Here is a 19,233-nt window from a genome sequence, read left to right on the forward strand (position 1 = left end):
CACAAAAAATGAGAAGTTAACAATTTGGCAAAAGATTTTTGCCGGACGCGTAACAATAGCAGAAGGGAGACGAGGGAGCGTTAGCTCCCTCGCAAATATCAGTGCAGCGCAGCCGTCAGACCGCTGGCAACGATCAGACCCAGAACAATAACGGTGGTAATCAGCGAAAACTTAAGATCGGTACTCATCAATTTTTCTCCTTTTAATCACCCTACGAAGAGTGAGCTTGCTCATTTTTGCACAGTTCAGGGTAAAAATCTTGCTGGATTTAGATTGATATCGATTTTTACTCTTCCCCTTTTGGTCAAGATCAGCCAAAATTCCACGCTAAATTTATTAGCGTACCGGCCATTGACCCCCTCCTGACGTCCTGTGTCGTTTTCCCGGCGTACCGCAATTCAAATTGCGCAATTAGGGCGAGTGAAGGCAAACGTTTACCTATTGGTTTTTCAGGAGCTTAAGATATGGTCTGGAGTGACATCTGATGGCAACAATTAAAGACGTAGCGAAACGCGCAAACGTTTCCACTACAACCGTATCACATGTTATTAACAAAACCCGCTTTGTGGCGGAAGAGACGCGTAACAACGTCTGGGCAGCGATCAAAGAGCTGCACTATTCTCCGAGCGCCGTCGCCCGTAGTCTGAAGGTGAACCACACCAAATCGATCGGCCTGCTGGCGACCAGCAGCGAAGCCCCCTACTTCGCAGAAATTATTGAAGCGGTAGAGAAAAACTGCTTCCAGAAAGGTTACACCCTGATCCTCGGCAACGCCTGGAACAGCCTGGAGAAGCAGCGGGCCTATCTGTCGATGATGGCGCAAAAGCGCGTCGACGGCCTGCTGGTAATGTGCTCGGAATACCCGGAGCCGCTGCTGAAGATGCTGGAAGAGTATCGCAATATCCCGATGGTGGTGATGGACTGGGGCGAAGCGAAAGCGGACTTCACCGACTCGGTCATTGATAACGCCTTTGAAGGTGGCTACATGGCCGGACGTTATCTGATCGAACGCGGGCATCGCGATATTGGCGTCATCCCGGGCGCGCTGGAGCGCAACACCGGCGCCGGTCGTCTGGCCGGTTTTATGAAAGCGATGGAAGAAGCCTTAATCACGGTGCCGGAAAACTGGATCGTCCAGGGCGACTTTGAGCCGGAGTCCGGCTATCGCGCCATGCAGCAGATCCTCTCCCAGACGCCGCGTCCGACCGCTATTTTCTGCGGCGGCGATGTTATGGCGATGGGTGCCCTGTGTGCCGCTGACGAGATGGGCCTGCGCGTTCCGCAGGACGTTTCGCTGATCGGGTATGATAACGTGCGCAACGCCCGTTTCTTCACCCCGGCGCTGACCACCATCCACCAGCCAAAAGATTCGCTGGGCGAGACCGCCTTTAACATGCTGCTCGACCGTATCGTCAATAAACGTGAAGAGTCGCAGTCCATTGAAGTGCATCCGCGTTTGATCGAACGCCGCTCCGTCGCCGATGGCCCGTTCCGCGACTACCGCCGTTGATCCGCTCAGGGAGCCAGTACCTCTGGCTCCCGCAACCACTCCCTGTTCATCGTTTCACTGTCCCCCAGATAATCCAGCAGCCACGCCAGCGCCGGTGACATGTCGTTTTGTTGCCAGGTGAGGCAGCAGGCCGCATCCGGGAAGGGGTTTTCCAGCGTCAGCTCCACCCATTTGCCACTGTCTATCCAGGGCCGGGCAAAATGGACCGGCACCATCCCCACGCACAGCCCGGCCGACAGGCAGGTCGCAGAGGATTCCCAGTCCGGGGTGACGATCCGCCGCTGGTTATCCAGCAGCCAGGTGATCCGTTTCGGCAGCGAGCGGGAGGTATCTTCCCGCACCAGCGACGGCCAGTTGCGCAGGGTATCATCGCTGAGCGGGCCGGGAAGCGCGGCCAGCGGATGGTGGCTCGCCACCACGCAGACCCAGCTCAGCATCCCCATATCGCGAAACGCGTAGCGCCCCCCCACCGGTATCGCCTGGGTCGCGCCGATCGCCATCTCCACCCTGCCATCCGCCAGCGCATCCCAGACACCGTTAAAGACCTCCTGAGAGACGCGCAGCTCAACGTCAGCGAAGTGGCGATAAAAGTCGACGATCATCTGGCGGGTGCGCTCGGGACGAACGATGTTATCCACCGCAATGGAGATATGCCCGCGCCAGCCGTTGGCAATCTGCTGACACTGTTCGCGGGTGATCTGCATTTTTTTGATAACAGAACGCCCCTCCTTCAGAAACCACAGCCCGGCAGGCGTCAGCTCCACATCACGGTGTCGCCGTTCAAATAGCGGCACCGCCAGCCACTCCTCAAGCTGACGCACCGTATAGCTGATGGCTGACGGGACACGATGTAGCTCCTGTGCCGCGCCGCTGAAACTGCCGTTACGCGCCACGGCATCCACCACTTCAAGGGAATATTCTGACCACATTTTCTGCCTGCAAAAAATTTGAATGCAACCGCCAAATATTAGCGTTTCACAAGCGGGATTGCACTGCCTACACTCAGCGGCTACCTAAACCTGCATCCATAAGGACAATAAAACCATGCAACCCGGGAAAGGATTTTTAGTCTGGCTCGGCGGCCTGAGCGTGCTGGGCTTCCTCGCCACCGATATGTACCTGCCTGCGTTCGCCATCATGCAGGCGGATCTGCAAACCCCGGCTGCCGCCATCAGCGCCAGCCTGAGCCTCTTCCTGGCCGGTTTTGCCTTCGCGCAGCTGCTCTGGGGACCGATGTCTGACCGCTTCGGACGCAAGCCGGTACTGCTGGCCGGCTTAGCCATCTTTGCATTCGGCTGCCTCGGTATGCTGTGGGTACGCGACGCCACCTGGCTGCTGGTGCTACGCTTTATCCAGGCGGTGGGGGTCTGCGCCGCGGCGGTGACCTGGCAGGCGCTGGTGACCGATTACTACCCGGCATCGCGAACCAACCGCATTTTCGCCACCATCATGCCGCTGGTTGGCTTGTCGCCAGCGCTGGCACCGCTGCTCGGCAGCTGGATCCTCGCCCATTTCAGCTGGCAGGCCATTTTTGCGGTGCTGTTTGCCATTACCCTGGTGCTGATGATCCCGGCCTTTTTCCTGAAGCCAGTGACGGTAAAAGAGGCGCAGCCAACCTCCCGCGTGACCTTCTTTACCCTGCTTCGCTCCCGGATCTACCGCGGCAACGTGCTGATCTACGCCGCCTGTTCCGCCAGCTTCTTCGCCTGGCTGACCGGCTCGCCGTTTATCCTCAGCGATATGGGCTACAGCCCGGCGGCGATCGGACTGAGCTATGTGCCGCAGACTATCGCCTTCCTGATTGGGGGTTACGGCTGCCGCGCCGCCCTGCAAAAATGGCCGGGTCACCAGATGCTGCCGTGGCTGCTGGGCCTGTTTGCCGTCAGCGTGATCGGTACCTGGGCGGTCGGGTTTATTCCGGGCGTCAGCCTGGCGGCGCTGTTGGCCCCCTTCTGCCTGATGGCAGTGGCGAACGGCGCCATCTACCCTATCGTGGTAGCGCAGGCGCTGCGTCCCTTCCCGCAGGCAACCGGCAGCGCGGCGGCACTGCAGAACACCCTGCAGCTGGGACTCTGTTTCCTCGCGAGCCTGCTGGTCTCCTGGCTGATTGCCACCCCGTTGCTGACCACCACCAGCGTGATGGTGGCGACCGTCGTGCTGGCCGCGCTTGGCTATCGGATGCAGTATCTCCCTGTGGGCCAGCAGGATGAGAGCCCGCAGGCAGAATCTTCCCACGCCTGACAGGATAAATAATTAGCGTGCTAACAATATCCTGTTGAATCACCAGGATATCAGTCCTATACTGGCTAAAGCTTTCTGATAAATACTAAAATTATTAAGTGTTAACGGGAGCCGGATTGCTCCCGTTTTACCATGGATGGCCTTTCGGCAAGGGTCCTCTCCCTTCCTCTGTTCTACGTCGGATATTAGCCTCACGGGTTGCACCGTGAAATTTCTCACTCTCCATAAAGAGCGTCTACGCTGTTTATGGGTTCTGATCACATCAGGTGATGGAGAAGCTATGAGTTCATCGTGTATAGAAGAAGTCAGCATCCGGAATGATGACTGGTTCCGGATAGTCAATGAATTGCTGAGCCGCGCGGGTATCACCATCAACGGCCCGGCATCCTCCGATCTACAAGTTAAACACCCCGATTTTTTTAAACGCGTCCTGAAGCAGGGCTCACTGGGTCTCGGCGAGAGCTATATGGACGGCTGGTGGGAGTGCGAACGGCTGGACATCTTTTTCCATAAGGTTCTGCGAGCGGGTCTGGAAACACAGCTGCCCAGCCACCTGAAGGATACCCTGCGCATCGCTACTGCCCGCCTGTTCAACCTGCAAAGTAAAAAGCGCGCCTGGATTGTCGGCAAAGAGCACTACGATCTTGGCAATGACCTGTTCAGCCGTATGCTCGACCCGGCTATGCAGTACTCCTGCGGTTACTGGAAAGAGGCCACCACCCTTGAGCAGGCCCAGCAGGATAAACTGCGCCTCATCTGCGAAAAACTGCAACTGCAGCCCGGTATGCGGGTACTGGATATCGGTTGCGGCTGGGGCGGGCTGGCGGAGTTTATGGCGCAGCACTATGGCGTCAGCGTGGTCGGTGTGACCATATCAGCGGAGCAGCAACGCATGGCGCAGGCGCGCTGCGCCGGGCTGGATGTCACCATCCTGTTACAGGACTACCGCGATCTGCACGATCAGTTCGATCGCATTGTCTCGGTAGGGATGTTCGAGCATGTGGGGCCAAAAAACTACAACACCTATTTCAACGTGGTGGATCGTAACCTGAAGCCGGATGGCCTGTTCCTGCTGCATACCATTGGCTCACGAAAAACCGACCATAACGTTGATCCCTGGATAGACAAGTACATCTTTCCGAATGGCTGTTTGCCCTCAGTTCGCCAGATTGCGAATGCCAGCGAAGCCCATTTTGTAATGGAGGACTGGCATAATTTTGGCGCTGATTACGATACTACCCTGATGGCCTGGCATGCGCGCTTCCTTGCCAGCTGGCCGGAGATCACCGACAACTATTCTGAACGATTTAAACGGATGTTCAGCTACTATCTGAACGCCTGCGCCGGTGCGTTTCGCGCCCGTGATATTCAACTGTGGCAGGTGGTATTCAGCCGCGGCGTGGAGCACGGCCTGCGGGTGCCCCGCTAAAAAAGACCCCGGCTTGCCGGGGTCTTTTTTATCATGCGTCGTTGAGCGTCTGCTGGATAGCGGCGGCCTCTTTCGCCGCCAGTACGCGCTCCACGGTATCGACCACCGCCTGGGTTTGCGGGTCGATTTCGATATTCACTCTGTGCCCCAGCTTTTTGCTGCCGAGAGTCGTGCGCTGCAGCGTCTCCGGGATCAGGTGGACACTGAATCGGGTAGGTGTCACTTCACCAACGGTCAGACTAATGCCATCCACGCCAATAAAGCCTTTATAGAGGATGTACTTCATCAATGAAGGATCCTGCACCTTGAACCAGATTTGACGGTTATTTTCTGAGGTGAGGATTTTGGCAATTTCCGCGGTAGTCATAATATGGCCTGACATTAAATGCCCGCCAATTTCGTCGCTGAATTTCGCGGCGCGCTCCACGTTAACAATATCGCCCTCAACCAGGTCGCCCAAATTGGTAATGCGCAGCGTCTCTTTCATTAAATCGAAGCTGATGAGATTACCGTTAATTTCGGTCACCGTCAGGCAACAACCGTTGTGTGCAACCGATGCCCCGGTCTCCAGCCCATCGAGCATCTCGTCCGGCAGGGCGACGACGTGGGTACGGAAATTGGGTTTTTCATCAATGGCCACCAGTTTCGCGGTGCCCTGCACAATACCAGTAAACATGCTTACGACTCCTGTTTGTTCCTTCGGTGTTAACACCGTTTAATCCCACCACAATAACAGTTGAAAATAGAGGTTGCCAGTACCCACCTTTTCTGGCGATTTTTTCACTAGATAATTAGCTTATCCCCGCTACAATAGCTGGACTTCCCCGCATCTTCTTCTTGCTGTTTTTCGCAGCGGCTTTTTTTGCATTCAAATAACAACAATACCAAAGGTGTTCACGTGCAGAAGTACATGATTGAAGCGCGTCAGTTATTAGCTCTGGCAATCCCGGTGATACTCGCGCAAATCGCCCAGACCTCAATGGGGTTCGTCGATACAGTTATGGCGGGTGGCTACAGCGCCACCGATATGGCCGCGGTAGCCATCGGGACCTCTATCTGGCTACCGGCTATTCTCTTCGGCCACGGCCTCCTGCTGGCCTTGACGCCAGTGATTGCTCAGCTTAACGGCTCCGGGCGGCGGGATCGTATCGCCCATCAGATCCGTCAGGGCTTCTGGCTGGCCGGTCTGGTCTCGGTGTTGATCATGCTGGTGCTGTGGAACGCGGGCTATATTATTCACGCCATGCGCAATATTGACCCGGCCCTGGCGGATAAAGCCGTCGGCTATTTACGCGCCCTTCTCTGGGGGACGCCGGGTTATTTATTCTTCCAGGTGATGCGTAATCAGTGTGAAGGTCTGGCGAAGACCAAACCGGGCATGGTGCTGGGCTTTATCGGCCTGCTGGTCAATATCCCGGTGAACTACATCTTTATTTACGGTCATTTCGGCATGCCTGAACTGGGCGGCATCGGCTGCGGCGTTGCCACGGCGGTAGTCTACTGGGTGATGTTCTTCGGCATGCTCTCCTATGTGAAGCGTGCCCGCTCCATGCGTGATATCCGTAGCAAAGCGGGTTTCAGCCAGCCGGACATGGAGGTGGTCAAACGGCTGGTGCAGCTGGGCCTGCCTATCGCGCTGGCGCTCTTCTTCGAAGTTACGCTGTTCGCGGTGGTCGCCCTGCTCGTCTCCCCGCTGGGGATTGTGGATGTGGCCGGGCACCAGATCGCCCTTAACTTCAGCTCGCTGATGTTCGTCCTGCCGCTGTCGCTTGCTGCCGCGGTAACCATTCGCGTCGGTTATCGCCTCGGACAGGGCTCCACGCTGGATGCGCAAATCGCAGCCCGGACCGGCATTGGCGTAGGCATGTGCATGGCCGTCTGCACGGCGCTGTTCACCGTCACGCTGCGCGAGCAGATCGCCCTGCTCTATAACGACAACCCGGAAGTAGTGCTGCTGGCCTCCCATCTGATGCTGCTCGCGGCCGTGTACCAGCTCTCCGATTCAATCCAGGTGATCGGCAGCGGCGTGCTTCGAGGTTATAAAGATACGCGTTCGATCTTCTTTATCACCTTTATCGCCTACTGGGTGCTGGGTCTGCCGAGCGGCTATATTCTGGCGCTCACCGATCTGGTGGTGGATCGTATGGGCCCGGCCGGTTTCTGGATGGGCTTTATCATCGGTCTGACCTCCGCCGCCGTTATGATGATGCTGCGCATGCGTTTTTTACAGCGCCAGCCATCCAGCGTGATTTTGCAACGCGCTGCGCGTTAATCACCCGCCAGCCGCCTGCGGGCGGCTACTTTCTCTTCATTTTGCGCGGGAATAGAGCAATCGCGTGAAATCTGAAAGAAAATTGCGGTTTGCCTCTTGCCTCATGCGACCACTGCCGCTAATATCCGTCCCCGTTGTCACACACAACAATGCGTTCATAGCTCAGTTGGTTAGAGCACCACCTTGACATGGTGGGGGTCGTTGGTTCGAGTCCAATTGAACGCACCATTCTGCGTCCGTAGCTCAGTTGGTTAGAGCACCACCTTGACATGGTGGGGGTCGGTGGTTCGAGTCCACTCGGACGCACCATTTCAGTTCTGAAATGGTGCAATCCCTCTTCTTCTTTGATTTATCACTTTCGCTTCGTTTCTGAGTTGCTCATCACCCGTTTTCTACCACACTTAACCTGCATAGCATTTTTCCCATGGATTCGGTAAAAAAACAGCAGGTAAACACAATGAAAAAAATTGCCATTGTCGGAGCAGGTCCCACAGGGATCTATACCCTCTTTTCTCTTCTGAAACTGAATACACCGCTTTCCGTCACCGTTTATGAACAGGCTGAAGAGGCCGGCGTCGGGATGCCCTATAGCGATGAAGATAACTCGCGCATGATGCTGGCCAATATCGCCAGCATTGAGATCCCGCCCCTTTTCTCCACCTACCTCGCGTGGCTGCGCACCCAGAGTGAGGCGCATCTTGCGCGCTACGGCGTGCAGAAATCTACCCTGCACGACCGACAGTTCCTGCCGCGTATTCTGCTGGGCCAGTATTTCCGTGACCAGTTCCAGACGCTCATCGCGCAGGCACGAAAACAGGGCTTCGAGATCACTGTCCAGGAGTCCTGCCAGGTGAGCGATCTGCTGGCCAGCGCCGAGGGGGTGAGCATCTGGACCGACGGCAAACTCACTCCTGACCAGTTCGATCTGGCGGTGATCGCCACCGGCCACGTCTGGCCGGACGAAGATACCTCTTCACGCGGCTTCTTCCCGAGCCCCTGGTCCGGGCTGATGGAGGCCAGCATCGGCGCGGGCAAGGTGGGCATTTTAGGTACCTCCCTGAGCGGGCTGGACGCGGCAATGGCCGTCGCCGTACAGCATGGCAAATTCATTGAGACCGATGACGAGCAGATCCACTACCGGCTTGATGAGAAGAGCGAGGCGCTGAAGATTGTGCTGATGTCCCGCTCTGGCATCCTGCCCGAAGCCGATTTCTACTGTCCTATCCCTTACGAGCCGTTAACCGTGGTCACGGAAACGGCCATCGAGGCGGCGATCCAGCAGGGCACCACCGGCCTGCTCGACCGGGTATTTATGCTGATGATTGAAGAGCTGACGCAGGCTGACCCGCAGTGGAGCAAGGCGATTGCCCTGGACACCCTCACCGCCGACAGCATCCGCGACGCCTGGTTTGCCGATCGCCAGAAGCATGGCCCGTTCCGCTGGGCGGTCTCTAACCTGGATGAAGTGGAGCGCAACAAGCGGGACCACCGCACGTTGCCGTGGCGCTACACCGTGTTGCGGCTGCATGAGGCCGTAGAAAAGATTGTGCCCTACCTGGATGAGACCGACAGAGAACGCTTTAAAACGGGGCTGGCGCGGGTGTTTATTGACAATTATGCGGCGATCCCTTCACGGTCGGTGCGCCGACTGCTGGCCCTGCGCGAGGCGGGTATCATCAGCATCGAGGCGCTGGGCAACGAGTATGAACTGACCGCAGAAGGGAACCGGACGGTCATTCACGCCGAGGGTAAACGCTGGATCTTTGATACCTTTATCGACGCCCGCGGGCAGAAAGCGCTGAAAAGCAAAGACTTGCCGTTTCCGTCCCTGCGCGAACAGCTTGTCTCTGCAGGAGAAGATATCCCCGACGTCGGCGACGATTACACCCTGCTGGCACCGGAGTACCTGCGCGGGCGCATCGCCTTCGGCGCCCTGCCCTATCTGATGCACGATCGCCCCTTTGTCCAGGGTCTGGTGGCCTGCGCGGAGATCGGCGAAGCGATGGCGAAAGCCGCCGTTCAGCCCGCCTCCCGCGTACGCAGGCGGTTGCCGCTTATGGCGGAGTAAAGGCGGTTTCGCAGGCGGCGGCCAACGCCAGCAGCGGCGATTCATCGGCTGCGGGAGAGAGAATTTCCAGCCCCACAGGAAAGCCGCTGCGCGTTCTGCCGCAAGGAAGCGTGATAGCGGCGAAACCGCTGATGGCCGCCAGCTCAGGTGCACATCCGGGCGGCATCTTCTCCAGGCTGTCGGGTATACGGCACACCGTTGGGTAGAGGTAAGCATCGACCCCCGCCTGCTCTGCTACCTGACCAAGGGTGTGGCGCAACCGACGCCGCAGCTCTCTTCCGGCGCGCCACGCCGGGGTTTTCAGTTTGTCGCAGGCGAGCATCTGGGTCAGGAGCGGTAAAAACTCCGGCAAAAATTGCCCGGATGCCACAATGGTATGCAGATCCGTCGGCGCCCCCGGATGCTGCTTTAACCAGGCATCGAACCCCACGCGAAATTCGAACAGGCTCAGGCAGATTGCTCTCTCCACGTCGTGCAGTATCGGCAGATCGATCTCCGTAAGCGTTGCGCCGTGACGCGCAAGCTGCGCGAGGGCGGCATGCCATACCTCTCCCTGGTGCGAATCGCTCCCTTCCAGGCTGCGAATCACCCCAAAACGCACCCCTTTCAGCGAAACGGATTCAAGGGTCCGTGGCGTCTGGCCGTGGATAATCCAGTGCAGCAGGGCCGCATCCTGCACGCTATGTACCATCGGCCCCACCGTGTCTTTACTGAGGGAGAGCGGCGCGATGCCCTCCATCTGCCCCCTGCGCACCCGCGGTCTTAACCCCACCAGCCCGGTATAGCTGCACGGGATGCGGATCGAGCCGCCGGTATCAGTACCCAGCGCCCCCTCCGCCATTCCTGCCGCCACCGCCGCCGCGCTGCCGCCGCTGGAGCCGCCTGCCGTAATGCCCAAAAACAGCGGGTGATGCACATCGCCGCCAAGCGAGCTGCGGGAGCGGACGTCGAAAGCAAACTCAGACATATTGGCCCGGGCCAGAATAATCGCCCCGGCAGCCCGCAGACGGCGCACCACCAGCGCATCCCCTGTGGACCGAAGCGTGGCCAGGGCCTGACACCCTGCCGTTACCGGCAGTCCGGCGCAGGCGATATTATCTTTGACCACCAGCGGCACGCCGTGCAGCGGCCCCAACGTCTGGCCGCGACGCCGCTGCGACTGGCAGAGGTGCGCCTGGGCCTGCGCCTCCGGGTTGATGCCGAGGATTGCGTTCAGCTGCGACTGCCCGGCGATGATCGCCAGCCGCCGGGCTATCTCTTCGGGGGCATCTCTCGGGGGAATCAAGCGACTCTTTTGCATATTGTCCTCTTCACAGTCATGCCGGAGGCCAGCGCAGCGCGCCGGTCTCCCGTTGCAATCAGTCCCGCAGCCCGGAGGTGATGGCATCCAGCGCTTCCGGATGCAGGCGGATCTCCGCGGCGCGACGGTGCCCCTGCATCCCCTCGGTACGGCTCTGGCGAATGGCCGGTTCCGCAATCGCCGCGATGCCCTGCTCATCGATCCACTGATGGGTACAGATTTTAACGTAAGCCCCCACCCACAGCCCGCCGGTGTAACGTGCCGCCGCCATGGTTGGCAGGGTGTGGTTGGTGCCGCAACATTTGTCCGAGAAGACCACGCTGGCGTTCTGGCCGATAAACAGCGAGCCGTAATTGCGGATTTTCGCCGCCGTGCCGTGCGGGTCGCGGGTATGGACCTGCAGATGCTCGGTCGCCATATGATCCGCAAAGGCGATCAGCTGCTCTTCGCTGTCGCAGACCACGATTTCACCCTGACGACGCCAGGCTTCGCCCGCAGTCGCGGCGGTAGGCAGCGTCATCAGCTGGCGCTCAATTTCTGACAGCACCCCCTCGGCGATCGCCCGGCTGGTGGTCGCCAGCCCGACGCGGGTGTGAACATCATGCTCGGCCTGCGCCAGCAGATCGGCGGCAATAATGCGCGCATCGGCGCTGTCGTCGGCAACGGTGAAGATCTCGCTCGGCCCCGCCAGAGCGTCAATCCCCACTTTGCCAAACACCTGGCGCTTGGCCTCGTTCACAAAGGCGTTGCCCGGTCCGACAATTTTATCCACCGCTGGTACGCTCTCCGTTCCCCAGGCCATGGCCGCCACCGCCTGAGCACCGCCAATTTTAAAGATCCGGTGCGCCCCGGCCAGGTGACAGACCGCAATCATCGACGGGTGCGCCGCGGGCGGCAGACAGGCGATAATCTGCTCGCACCCGGCAACCGTGGCGGGCACGATGGACATCACTGGCGCGGAGAGGATCGGATAGCGGCCCCCCGGCACATAACATCCTACCGTCTGAACCGGAATAATCCGGTGCCCCAGATGCACGCCAGGCAGGGTTTCCACCTCCAGCGGCTGCATGGTGGCAAGCTGGGCCTCGGCAAAGCGCCTGACCTGGGCGATGGCAAACTCGCTGTCGCGGCGGGTCTGTGGGTCCATCTCGCGCAGCGCGGTCTCAATCTCCTGGGCCGTGACTTCAAACTGCGCGGGCACCACCTTATCAAACTGCCGCGAGAAATCTCTCAGGGCCGCGTCGCCCTCGTCCTTTACCCGCGCAATAATGCCACCGACCGTGTCGGTTAACGATTTGTCGGCCTGCGCATCCTGCCCCTGGGGACGTTTGATCCAGCTCACCTGGTCAACAATTGACTGTACAGACATTATGCTTCCTCCATTTGACCCAGTTTGATTTGTGCCAGCAGCGCCAGGTGATCGTAAAGCACCCACTCGTCGACAATTTTGCCGTTGATAATGTGGTAGTGAGACATCCCCATCACGAACAGACGTTTACCGGTCGGTTTACCCAGCTCGCCGTAGCCCAGGTGGTGGCCCTCGATGATCCAGCGTATCGCTACTTTCGTGCCGCCTTCGTCGCACGGGTTGGAGCAGATGTGCTGCGGCAGCCAGGCGCCGTCAGGGATCATGCCGATCAGGGCCAGAGTCTGGTGCGTCACCGATGCCGTGCCGTACAGCTCTTTCATCAGCGGGCCGTGCCACTGAACGTTCGGCGCGTAGACCTCTTTGATCTTGCCGAGCATCCGGCGGTTATAGATTTCGTGCATCCAGCGCAGGCACTGCTCTTCGGTGTCGGTATGGGCGATGGAGACATCGCAGACCATCTCCGGCGGATACTGCCCCAGCATGCGGCCGTTTTCACCGATATCGGTAACGCGAAAGCCCTTGTCGAACTGCTCTTTCGCCATGTTGAAGGCGATTTCATCGGTGTTCAGTCCCAGCTGCTTCATCAGCGACATGTTGTCGCTCACCACCCACTCGCGATAGATCTTGTTCTCGTGGATCATGCAGTCGGCCACGGTGCGGGTGACGAACGTTCGGTTAGTCGGTTTGCCGAGGTGGCTGAACTGGGTATGCCGCCCGCTGCCGGTCACCAGGTGCGAGGTGTAAAAACCGTCCACATCGTTACCGTTCCAGATCACCTGGGTCGCCATGCCGCGGCGCTCCGGAAAAGCCACCAGGCGTTGCAGCGTATCCTGCACTACCTGCTCGCGGGTATAGAGAGTACCCAGCGCGTTATATAAGACGCAGTTGTGCGTATAGTGGGTGTAAATTAACCCCACGTCGCGTTCATCCCATATTTTATGGGTGCAGCGGACAATATAATCGACAATATCGGTATAACACTCATCGAACCCACGTAATGATTGCGCCCGCGGACGTTTCTCCGGCACTAAATCAATAAAGTCGCGACGCTCAACCTGTAATACCGGTTCATCACGGGTGAGCTTATTATTTTTTTCAGGTACGGCTGGTGCTTTATTTGTTGCTTCAGTTGAAGACATATAAACCCCTGCTTCTGTTTTCAGACAATACGATCCCGCACCCGGAATGGATGGAGAATGGAGCCGCAATATTTATTGCGGCGGATTCAAAATCGTTCAGGTAAGAAATATAGCGGAGGCGGACCTCCGGTTAATTCACGATTTGCGACCAGATAGCTAATTCATCAATACCAAGATATTCGCGAATAATTAAACCATCGCGTAATTCAAGCTGACTGATACCAGTGATCGATACCGGTTTACGGGTCGGCACGCCAAACTTGCCATACCCGTCGTGCCAGGTCAGGAGCGACCAGCGCAGCGAAATGCGCACCGGCTCGCCAGGGTCCCGGCGCACGATAAGGTGGTGCAGCTGCACTTCGCTGTCGGCAAAGGAGGCGCGGTATCCCGACAGTAGCGCGGCAATCTCCTGCTCTCCCGTGCCGCTGCAGTGGCCCGGCGCATAGAGCGTGGCGGCAGGATGATACAGACCCGGCACGGTGCCGCTGTTCCCACCCGCCCACATGATAAGATAGCGCTCAACTACCCCGGCAATCGGCCCTTCGACATCATCCCCCTCCGGGCCACCCGCCCAGCGGGCGTCCAGCGTTTCGGCGGTTGCCCGGGGAATACCCAGCTGCTCCTGCATGCCCGCCAGATTGCGCGCAAATTCCTGCACGTTAAGTCCGAGCTGAGCGACAATCGCCGCTCTGTCCTGCAAAAGCCACTCCTGGCGCACCGCGCCGTCGGCACAGATACGGTCGGCCCAGGTGCGCACCCAGAGGGTTTTGCCGCTGGGTGCGCCGAAAAAGCCCTCGCCCATATGACGAATGCAGGCGATGGTACGCTGGGCGGCGTAGTACTCATTACCGGGATTCTCGGTCGCCAGAATGTCCTCGGTCAGCACGGTGCGCTGAGGAAAGCTGTGCATCGCCTCCAGGGTCAGGCGCATAAACTGCGGCAGATCGGTCAGCTGTTTTTCCGGGGTGATAAAGACCACCGGCGTAGCGTAGAAGTCGGCAAGCTGGCCGATATCCTTTTGTTCCCAGACCACATGCGTCAGGGTGAGAATAAACTGTTGGATGGAATCGAACTGAGGGCTGAAGCCCGGCAATCTGCTCATTTGTCCTCCTGCGTCTGGAACATGTAATAACCCTCGGCGTCGATAGCCCCCGCATGCGGTCGGCGTGCGGAGTGGCGTACCACCAGTTTGCCCGGCACGGTAATTTGTTCAGGCTCGATCGTACCGCTGTCGATCTGCTTCATCAGTAGCTCCACCGTGGCGCTGACCATCGCCTCGACGGGCTGTGACGCGGAGGTTAATGCATAGGATGCCCAGCCGGAGGGGCCGATATCGTCGTATCCCACAATGGAGACATCTTCCGGGATGCGCAGGCCAAACTCGTAGCGCGCCACGTCCATGACGATCACCGCCATATGGTCATTGGCGACAAAAATGGCGTCCGGCGCGGGGGATGCGGAGAAGAGCGCATAGGCCGCACGGGCCGTCTCCTGGGCATCGTAATTGCCGTTCACCACCCGGACATCGTCAATGCCCTGCTCCTGCAAAGCCTGCAAATACCCGCGCTGACGGGCAATGTTGACGGACGAGTCCGCCACCCCGCCTACGTAGGCAAAGCGTTTATGTCCTGCCGCCAGTAAAAATTCGGCAATCTGGCGGGATGCCGCCTCGTTATTGCTGTTGACGCTCGACGCCATTCCGCTCTCTTCGCTGCGGTTAAACAGCACCACCGGGATCCCGGCGGCAAGGCACTCCTGGGAGAGGTCAAGCGACAGGGTGACCGAAGCCAGCACGATGCCGTCTACCCGATACTGCATGATCTGGTCGAAAATCCGGTCAACATTCCCGTCGCGATCGCCGACAAACAGCAGCAGGTGATAGTTAAGGGTGTCCAGCTTTTGCGCCAGCGCCTCAAGCACCTGGGGATAAAACTGGTTATCAAAATAGGAGATCACCACGCCGATGATCCGTGAGCGGGCCGTGTTAAGCGAGCGGGCGATGGCGTTAGGCCGATAGCCCAGCTCACGCGCCGCCTTGAGCACCTTCTCACGCGTTGCCGGTGAGATGCTCGCCCCCGGCGTGAAGGTGCGGGACACCGCCGATTGTGATACTCCCGCCAGCTGCGCCACCTGTTGAGAGGTCACCGCTGTAAAAGTCTTACGTTTCATTACCGTGAGTTCCTTATCCCTGTTACTCCCCTCATCGGCGCTTGTGGCAGGGCTATTCCCTGTCACCGCGCCGCAGGAAGCGGGTACTTTTTATACTTACACCATGTTTGCATGCGTATGCAACAGCCTAAATTATTTTTTTCACAATGGTGATAAACGACCTTTACAAATTTGAAACCTTTTCGTAACTTCAATTTTTGAATACGTATGCAGAGCAATATTCACACCGTCAATTGTACCGGGCAGCCTGGTCAGTATCCAAAGGGATTGAGCCGGTAAACGTTGTACTTGACTGGTTTTAACCCATTACGTTTTAAGAGGTTCACAACCATGTTTCGAGCACTGTTACGCCGCCCCGAAGCCCGGCTCTTTTTTATCATCAGCGTGTTGTTTTTTATCTGTATTCACAGCATTGATGCGTTCCTGGCCCCGATGATGATCAACCAGGGGATGGAGCCGCAGGTGATGGGGATCATCATGGGGGCCAGCGGCCTCGCCACGCTGCTGATCCGCTTTCCACTGGGGATTGTTTCCGATGTGGTGAAGAGTCGAAAAATCTTTATCCAGGGGGCGCTGGTCCTGCCGATTATCGCCTGGCCACTGGCGTGGCTGGAGCCTAACGCCCTCACCCTCTATCTGGCGAAGGCGGCTGACGGCGTCACCGCTGCCACCTGGGTGCTCTACAACATTCTCTTTATTCGCTATTTTGACCGCAAAGATGCCCCTGCTGCGGTGGCCTTTCTGGCGCTGGCGGGGCCGCTGGGGGTGTTTCTCGGCAACTGCATTGGGGGTCTGTTGATTCACTATTTTGAGAACAACATCGCATTTTTCGTCTCCTGCGTCTCGGCGCTGGTGGCGCTGTTTCTCACCACCCGCATCCGGGATGTACACGATCCGGTCAAAGCCCCGACGCTGAAAGCCTGTATCGCCGGTGCCCGCCTGCAACTGGCCGATCGTTCGGTGTGGCTGATTGGTATTCTGGCGACCCTCGTCATCCTGGTGCCTTTTGCTACCCGCGATACGCTGACGCCGATCTATGCCGAGCAGTTAGGCGGGCGTGCCGGGATCTTAACCCTGCTGAGTAACATCCATCTGATCTTCTACGCCCTCGCCATCGCCCTGTGCAGCAGCCTCTTTTATCAGCGCCTTGGGCTGATGAAGACGGCGGTGCTGGGCATTGTCCTGCAGGTGGTGTCGACCTTAGGCATCCCCTTCACCAGCAATATGTATGTCATCTATCTGTTACAGGCGCTGGCGGGCTTCTCCTTCGGGATGGCGTTCGCGGCCTTTATGTCCCTGAGCGTGGTTAACACCACCTCCGATGAGCAGTCCACGCGCATGGGTCTGTTCCAGACCATCTACTCCTGCGGCATGTTTGCCGGGCCGGTGATCATGGGCGTGATGATGCAGCACATTAATCTGTCGTCCGGCTATCTCTTTATTGCTGCCCTGTCGGTTATCGCGGCCATTGCCACCCCGCTCTCCGTGCGCTGGGTGAATAGCCGTAAAACACCGCCGTCTGCGGAATTATCCCTTAACGCCCCACTCGCGCCCGCGCGCGACCAGTAATATTTATCACCCAAACATTTATCCCGGCCCGCCGGGAGGATAGTTGTCATCTTAATTATGCGAGGAAGAGATTGTGGCTTATATGCTTAAAACCAGTAAACCGGTTCAGGAACGTCAGGATGCGCAGCGTCAAATAAGGGAAACGGTAGAGCTAATCCTGGCGGATATTGAAAAACGCGGTAATAAAGCCATCCGCGAATTATCCATTAAGTTTGATCGCTATGACCGTCATGATTATCGCCTGAGCGACGCGGAAATTAATGCCTGTATCAATAAATTGAGCCGCCAGGATATTCACGATATCGAATTTGCGCAGGAGCAGGTCTTTAATTTCGCCCGCGCTCAAAAAGAATGTCTGCGGGATCTGGAAATTGAAACCCGTCCGGGGGTGATTCTCGGGCATAAAAACATTCCCATCAATGCGGTAGGGTGTTATGTCCCGGGCGGGAAATATCCCCTGCTGGCCTCAGCGCATATGTCGATTATCACCGCCAACGTGGCGGGCTGTTCCCGCATCGTGAGCTGCGCGCCGCCGTTCGGCGGCGAACCGGCTCCCGCAATCGTCGCGGCGCAAAAAATGGCCGGCGCCACGGAAATTTATGCACTGGGGGGAATTCAGGCCATCGGCGCGATGGCGCTGGGCACCGATTCGCTCTCGCCGGTCGATATGCTGGTCGGGCCTGGTAACGCTTTTGTGGCGGAGGCCAAACGCCAGCTCTTTGGCCGGGTCGGGATTGACCTCTTTGCCGGTCCGACGGAGACGTTGGTCATTGCCGACGACACCGTTGACGCCGAAATGTGTGCTACCGACCTGCTGGGACAGGCCGAGCATGGTGTGACCACGCCTGCCATTCTGCTGACCAACTCGATGGCCCTTGCCAAAGAGACGTTGCGCGAGATCGATCGTCTGCTGGAAAAACTGCCCACCGCTGATATCGCCCGCCAGGCGTGGCGCGATTATGGAGAGATCATCGTCTGCGACAGCTACGAAGAGATGCTCGCGGAAGCCGACCGCATCGCCTCTGAGCATGTTCAGGTCATGACCGCCCGGGACGACTGGTTCCTGGCCAACATGACTAACTTCGGCGCTCTGTTCCTCGGCCCGCGCACCAACGTTGCCTATGGCGATAAGGTGATCGGCACCAACCACACGCTGCCCACGCAAAAAGCGGCGCGTTACACCGGCGGCCTGTGGGTGGGGAAATTCATGAAAACCTGCACCTGGCAGAAAGTCCTCAGCGATGAAGCCACCACCGAGATCGGCAGCTACTGCTCGCGCCTCTCGCTGCTGGAAGGCTTCGCCGGACATGCTGAGCAGGCCAATATCCGCGTCCGCCGCTACGGCCAGGTGGAGGTGCCTTACGCCACCCCGGCGCCGATCAGAGAGAAGGTGTAAGTCATGGCGTTTCCTGAGATGCCCTCCTTCGGCCTGCAGGGAAAGCGGGCCCTGGTGACGGGCGGCTCCCGCGGGCTGGGATTTGCCTGCGCTGTCGCCCTGGCGCAGAGTGGCGCAGAGGTGTGGATTGCCGCCAGGGATCGCCAGGCGCTGGATGCGGCTGCCACCCTCGCCGCCGAACGCGGGCTGCTGCTGCGTCCGGTGGTGCTGGATATCACCGATGTCGCCCAGGTGGAGGCCGTCACCGAAGCCCTGCCCGCCTTCGACATTCTGGTCAACAGCGCCGGGCTGGCTCGCCACGAACCGTTTCTGACGGTCAGCGAGGCGAACTTTGATGCGGTGATGGCGATCAACCTGCGGGCGACCTTTTTTGTCAGCCAGCGGATCGCCGCCCGGATGCGTGAGGAGCGAATAGCAGGCTCGATCATCCACATCTCCTCCCAGATGGGGCATGTCGGCGGCCCTAAGCGCAGCGTCTACTGTGCGTCGAAATTTGCGCTGGAAGGGTTAACCAAAGCCATGGCGCTGGAGCTTGGCGAGGCGGGGATCCGGGTTAATACCCTCTGCCCGACCTTTATTGAGACGGCGCTGACCGCATCGTCGCTGGCCGACCCGGCCTTTCGCCACTACGTGCTGGAGAATATCAAGCTCGGACGCACCGGTACCGTCGAAGATGTGATGGGTCCGGTGGTGTTCCTGGCCTCCGGCGCCGCAGCGATGATCACCGGCAGCGCACTGATGGTCGACGGCGGCTGGACCGCAACCTGAGGA

Annotated in this window: 16 protein-coding genes and 2 tRNA genes; 10 read left to right on the plus strand and 8 right to left on the minus strand. The window is 58.4% G+C overall.

The window, feature by feature from the left end; all coding sequences use genetic code 11:
- Window positions 1–98: 98 nt before the first annotated feature.
- Complete coding sequence (locus ACOKCT_RS11400; RefSeq protein ID WP_103179357.1) at window positions 99–188, minus strand: YnhF family membrane protein; 90 nt, start codon at window positions 186–188, stop codon at window positions 99–101.
- 296 nt (window positions 189–484) lie between these two features.
- On the opposite strand from ACOKCT_RS11400, the gene purR reads away from it, so the two are divergent.
- Window positions 485–1,510, plus strand: a complete 1,026-nt coding sequence (purR, locus tag ACOKCT_RS11405; protein ID WP_103179356.1) for an HTH-type transcriptional repressor PurR — start codon at window positions 485–487, stop codon at window positions 1,508–1,510.
- Between the two features lie 5 nt (window positions 1,511–1,515).
- Here the strand turns inward: purR and punR are convergent, their stop codons facing one another.
- On the minus strand, window positions 1,516–2,439 hold the full coding sequence (gene punR, locus ACOKCT_RS11410) for a DNA-binding transcriptional activator PunR (protein ID WP_103179355.1): 924 nt from the start codon (window positions 2,437–2,439) through the stop codon (window positions 1,516–1,518).
- Between the two features lie 115 nt (window positions 2,440–2,554).
- On the opposite strand from punR, the gene punC reads away from it, so the two are divergent.
- Window positions 2,555–3,751 carry a purine nucleoside transporter PunC gene (punC, locus tag ACOKCT_RS11415; protein WP_156654383.1) on the plus strand — a complete coding sequence of 399 codons (1,197 nt, stop codon included), beginning with the start codon at window positions 2,555–2,557 and terminating at the stop codon, window positions 3,749–3,751.
- Between the two features lie 280 nt (window positions 3,752–4,031).
- The gene (cfa, locus tag ACOKCT_RS11420; RefSeq protein WP_420193496.1) at window positions 4,032–5,180 is read left to right on the plus strand and encodes a cyclopropane fatty acyl phospholipid synthase; all 1,149 of its coding nucleotides are present in this window, start codon (window positions 4,032–4,034) and stop codon (window positions 5,178–5,180) included.
- A gap of 31 nt (window positions 5,181–5,211) precedes the next feature.
- Here cfa and ACOKCT_RS11425 read toward each other — a convergent pair whose 3' ends face one another.
- Window positions 5,212–5,856: a riboflavin synthase subunit alpha gene (locus ACOKCT_RS11425; RefSeq protein ID WP_103179352.1), complete on the minus strand. Its 645-nt coding sequence runs from the start codon at window positions 5,854–5,856 to the stop codon at window positions 5,212–5,214.
- A gap of 222 nt (window positions 5,857–6,078) precedes the next feature.
- On the opposite strand from ACOKCT_RS11425, the gene mdtK reads away from it, so the two are divergent.
- From mdtK to ACOKCT_RS11445, 4 genes are all read left to right on the plus strand, one after another.
- A complete protein-coding gene (gene mdtK / locus ACOKCT_RS11430) occupies window positions 6,079–7,452 on the plus strand; it encodes an MdtK family multidrug efflux MATE transporter (RefSeq protein WP_103830391.1) in 1,374 nt (457 codons plus the stop codon).
- A 151-nt stretch (window positions 7,453–7,603) separates the two neighbouring features.
- Window positions 7,604–7,680, plus strand: a tRNA-Val gene (locus ACOKCT_RS11435).
- 4 nt (window positions 7,681–7,684) lie between these two features.
- Window positions 7,685–7,761, plus strand: a tRNA-Val gene (locus ACOKCT_RS11440).
- A 148-nt stretch (window positions 7,762–7,909) separates the two neighbouring features.
- Entirely contained in the window at window positions 7,910–9,520 is a 1,611-nt protein-coding gene (locus tag ACOKCT_RS11445) for an FAD-NAD(P)-binding protein (RefSeq protein WP_420193497.1), read from the plus strand.
- Here the strand turns inward: ACOKCT_RS11445 and ACOKCT_RS11450 are convergent.
- The 5 genes from ACOKCT_RS11450 to ACOKCT_RS11470 form a co-directional block, all read right to left on the minus strand.
- On the minus strand, window positions 9,507–10,820 hold the full coding sequence (locus tag ACOKCT_RS11450) for an amidase family protein (RefSeq protein WP_420193498.1): 1,314 nt from the start codon (window positions 10,818–10,820) through the stop codon (window positions 9,507–9,509). The two genes, ACOKCT_RS11445 and ACOKCT_RS11450, sit on opposite strands and share 14 nt — an antisense overlap.
- A 58-nt stretch (window positions 10,821–10,878) precedes the next feature.
- A complete protein-coding gene (hisD, locus tag ACOKCT_RS11455) occupies window positions 10,879–12,189 on the minus strand; it encodes a histidinol dehydrogenase (protein ID WP_336998330.1) in 1,311 nt (436 codons plus the stop codon).
- Window positions 12,189–13,328 (minus strand): ester cyclase, encoded by a 1,140-nt coding sequence (locus tag ACOKCT_RS11460; protein ID WP_103823897.1) that lies wholly within the window; start codon window positions 13,326–13,328, stop codon window positions 12,189–12,191. The genes hisD (ACOKCT_RS11455) and ACOKCT_RS11460 overlap by 1 nt, the downstream gene beginning before the upstream one ends.
- 130 nt (window positions 13,329–13,458) lie before the next feature.
- A complete protein-coding gene (locus ACOKCT_RS11465) occupies window positions 13,459–14,430 on the minus strand; it encodes a nuclear transport factor 2 family protein (protein ID WP_159339051.1) in 972 nt (323 codons plus the stop codon).
- Window positions 14,427–15,497: a LacI family DNA-binding transcriptional regulator gene (locus ACOKCT_RS11470; protein WP_103823895.1), complete on the minus strand. Its 1,071-nt coding sequence runs from the start codon at window positions 15,495–15,497 to the stop codon at window positions 14,427–14,429. The genes ACOKCT_RS11465 and ACOKCT_RS11470 overlap by 4 nt, the downstream gene beginning before the upstream one ends.
- A gap of 330 nt (window positions 15,498–15,827) precedes the next feature.
- Here ACOKCT_RS11470 and ACOKCT_RS11475 point away from each other — a divergent pair, with 330 nt between their 5' ends.
- From ACOKCT_RS11475 to ACOKCT_RS11485, 3 genes are all read left to right on the plus strand, one after another.
- A complete protein-coding gene (locus ACOKCT_RS11475; protein WP_420193499.1) occupies window positions 15,828–17,066 on the plus strand; it encodes an MFS transporter in 1,239 nt (412 codons plus the stop codon).
- 73 nt (window positions 17,067–17,139) lie between these two features.
- Complete coding sequence (hisD, locus tag ACOKCT_RS11480) at window positions 17,140–18,462, plus strand: histidinol dehydrogenase (RefSeq protein ID WP_214421893.1); 1,323 nt, start codon at window positions 17,140–17,142, stop codon at window positions 18,460–18,462.
- 3 nt (window positions 18,463–18,465) lie between these two features.
- Window positions 18,466–19,230, plus strand: coding sequence for an SDR family NAD(P)-dependent oxidoreductase (locus ACOKCT_RS11485; RefSeq protein ID WP_420193500.1), 765 nt, complete (start codon window positions 18,466–18,468; stop codon window positions 19,228–19,230).
- Window positions 19,231–19,233 lie beyond the last annotated feature (3 nt).

Origin of the sequence: Leclercia sp. M-A074-M, assembly GCF_965195605.1 — a bacterium.
In the GTDB taxonomy this organism is placed as follows: Bacteria; Pseudomonadota; Gammaproteobacteria; order Enterobacterales; family Enterobacteriaceae; genus Enterobacter.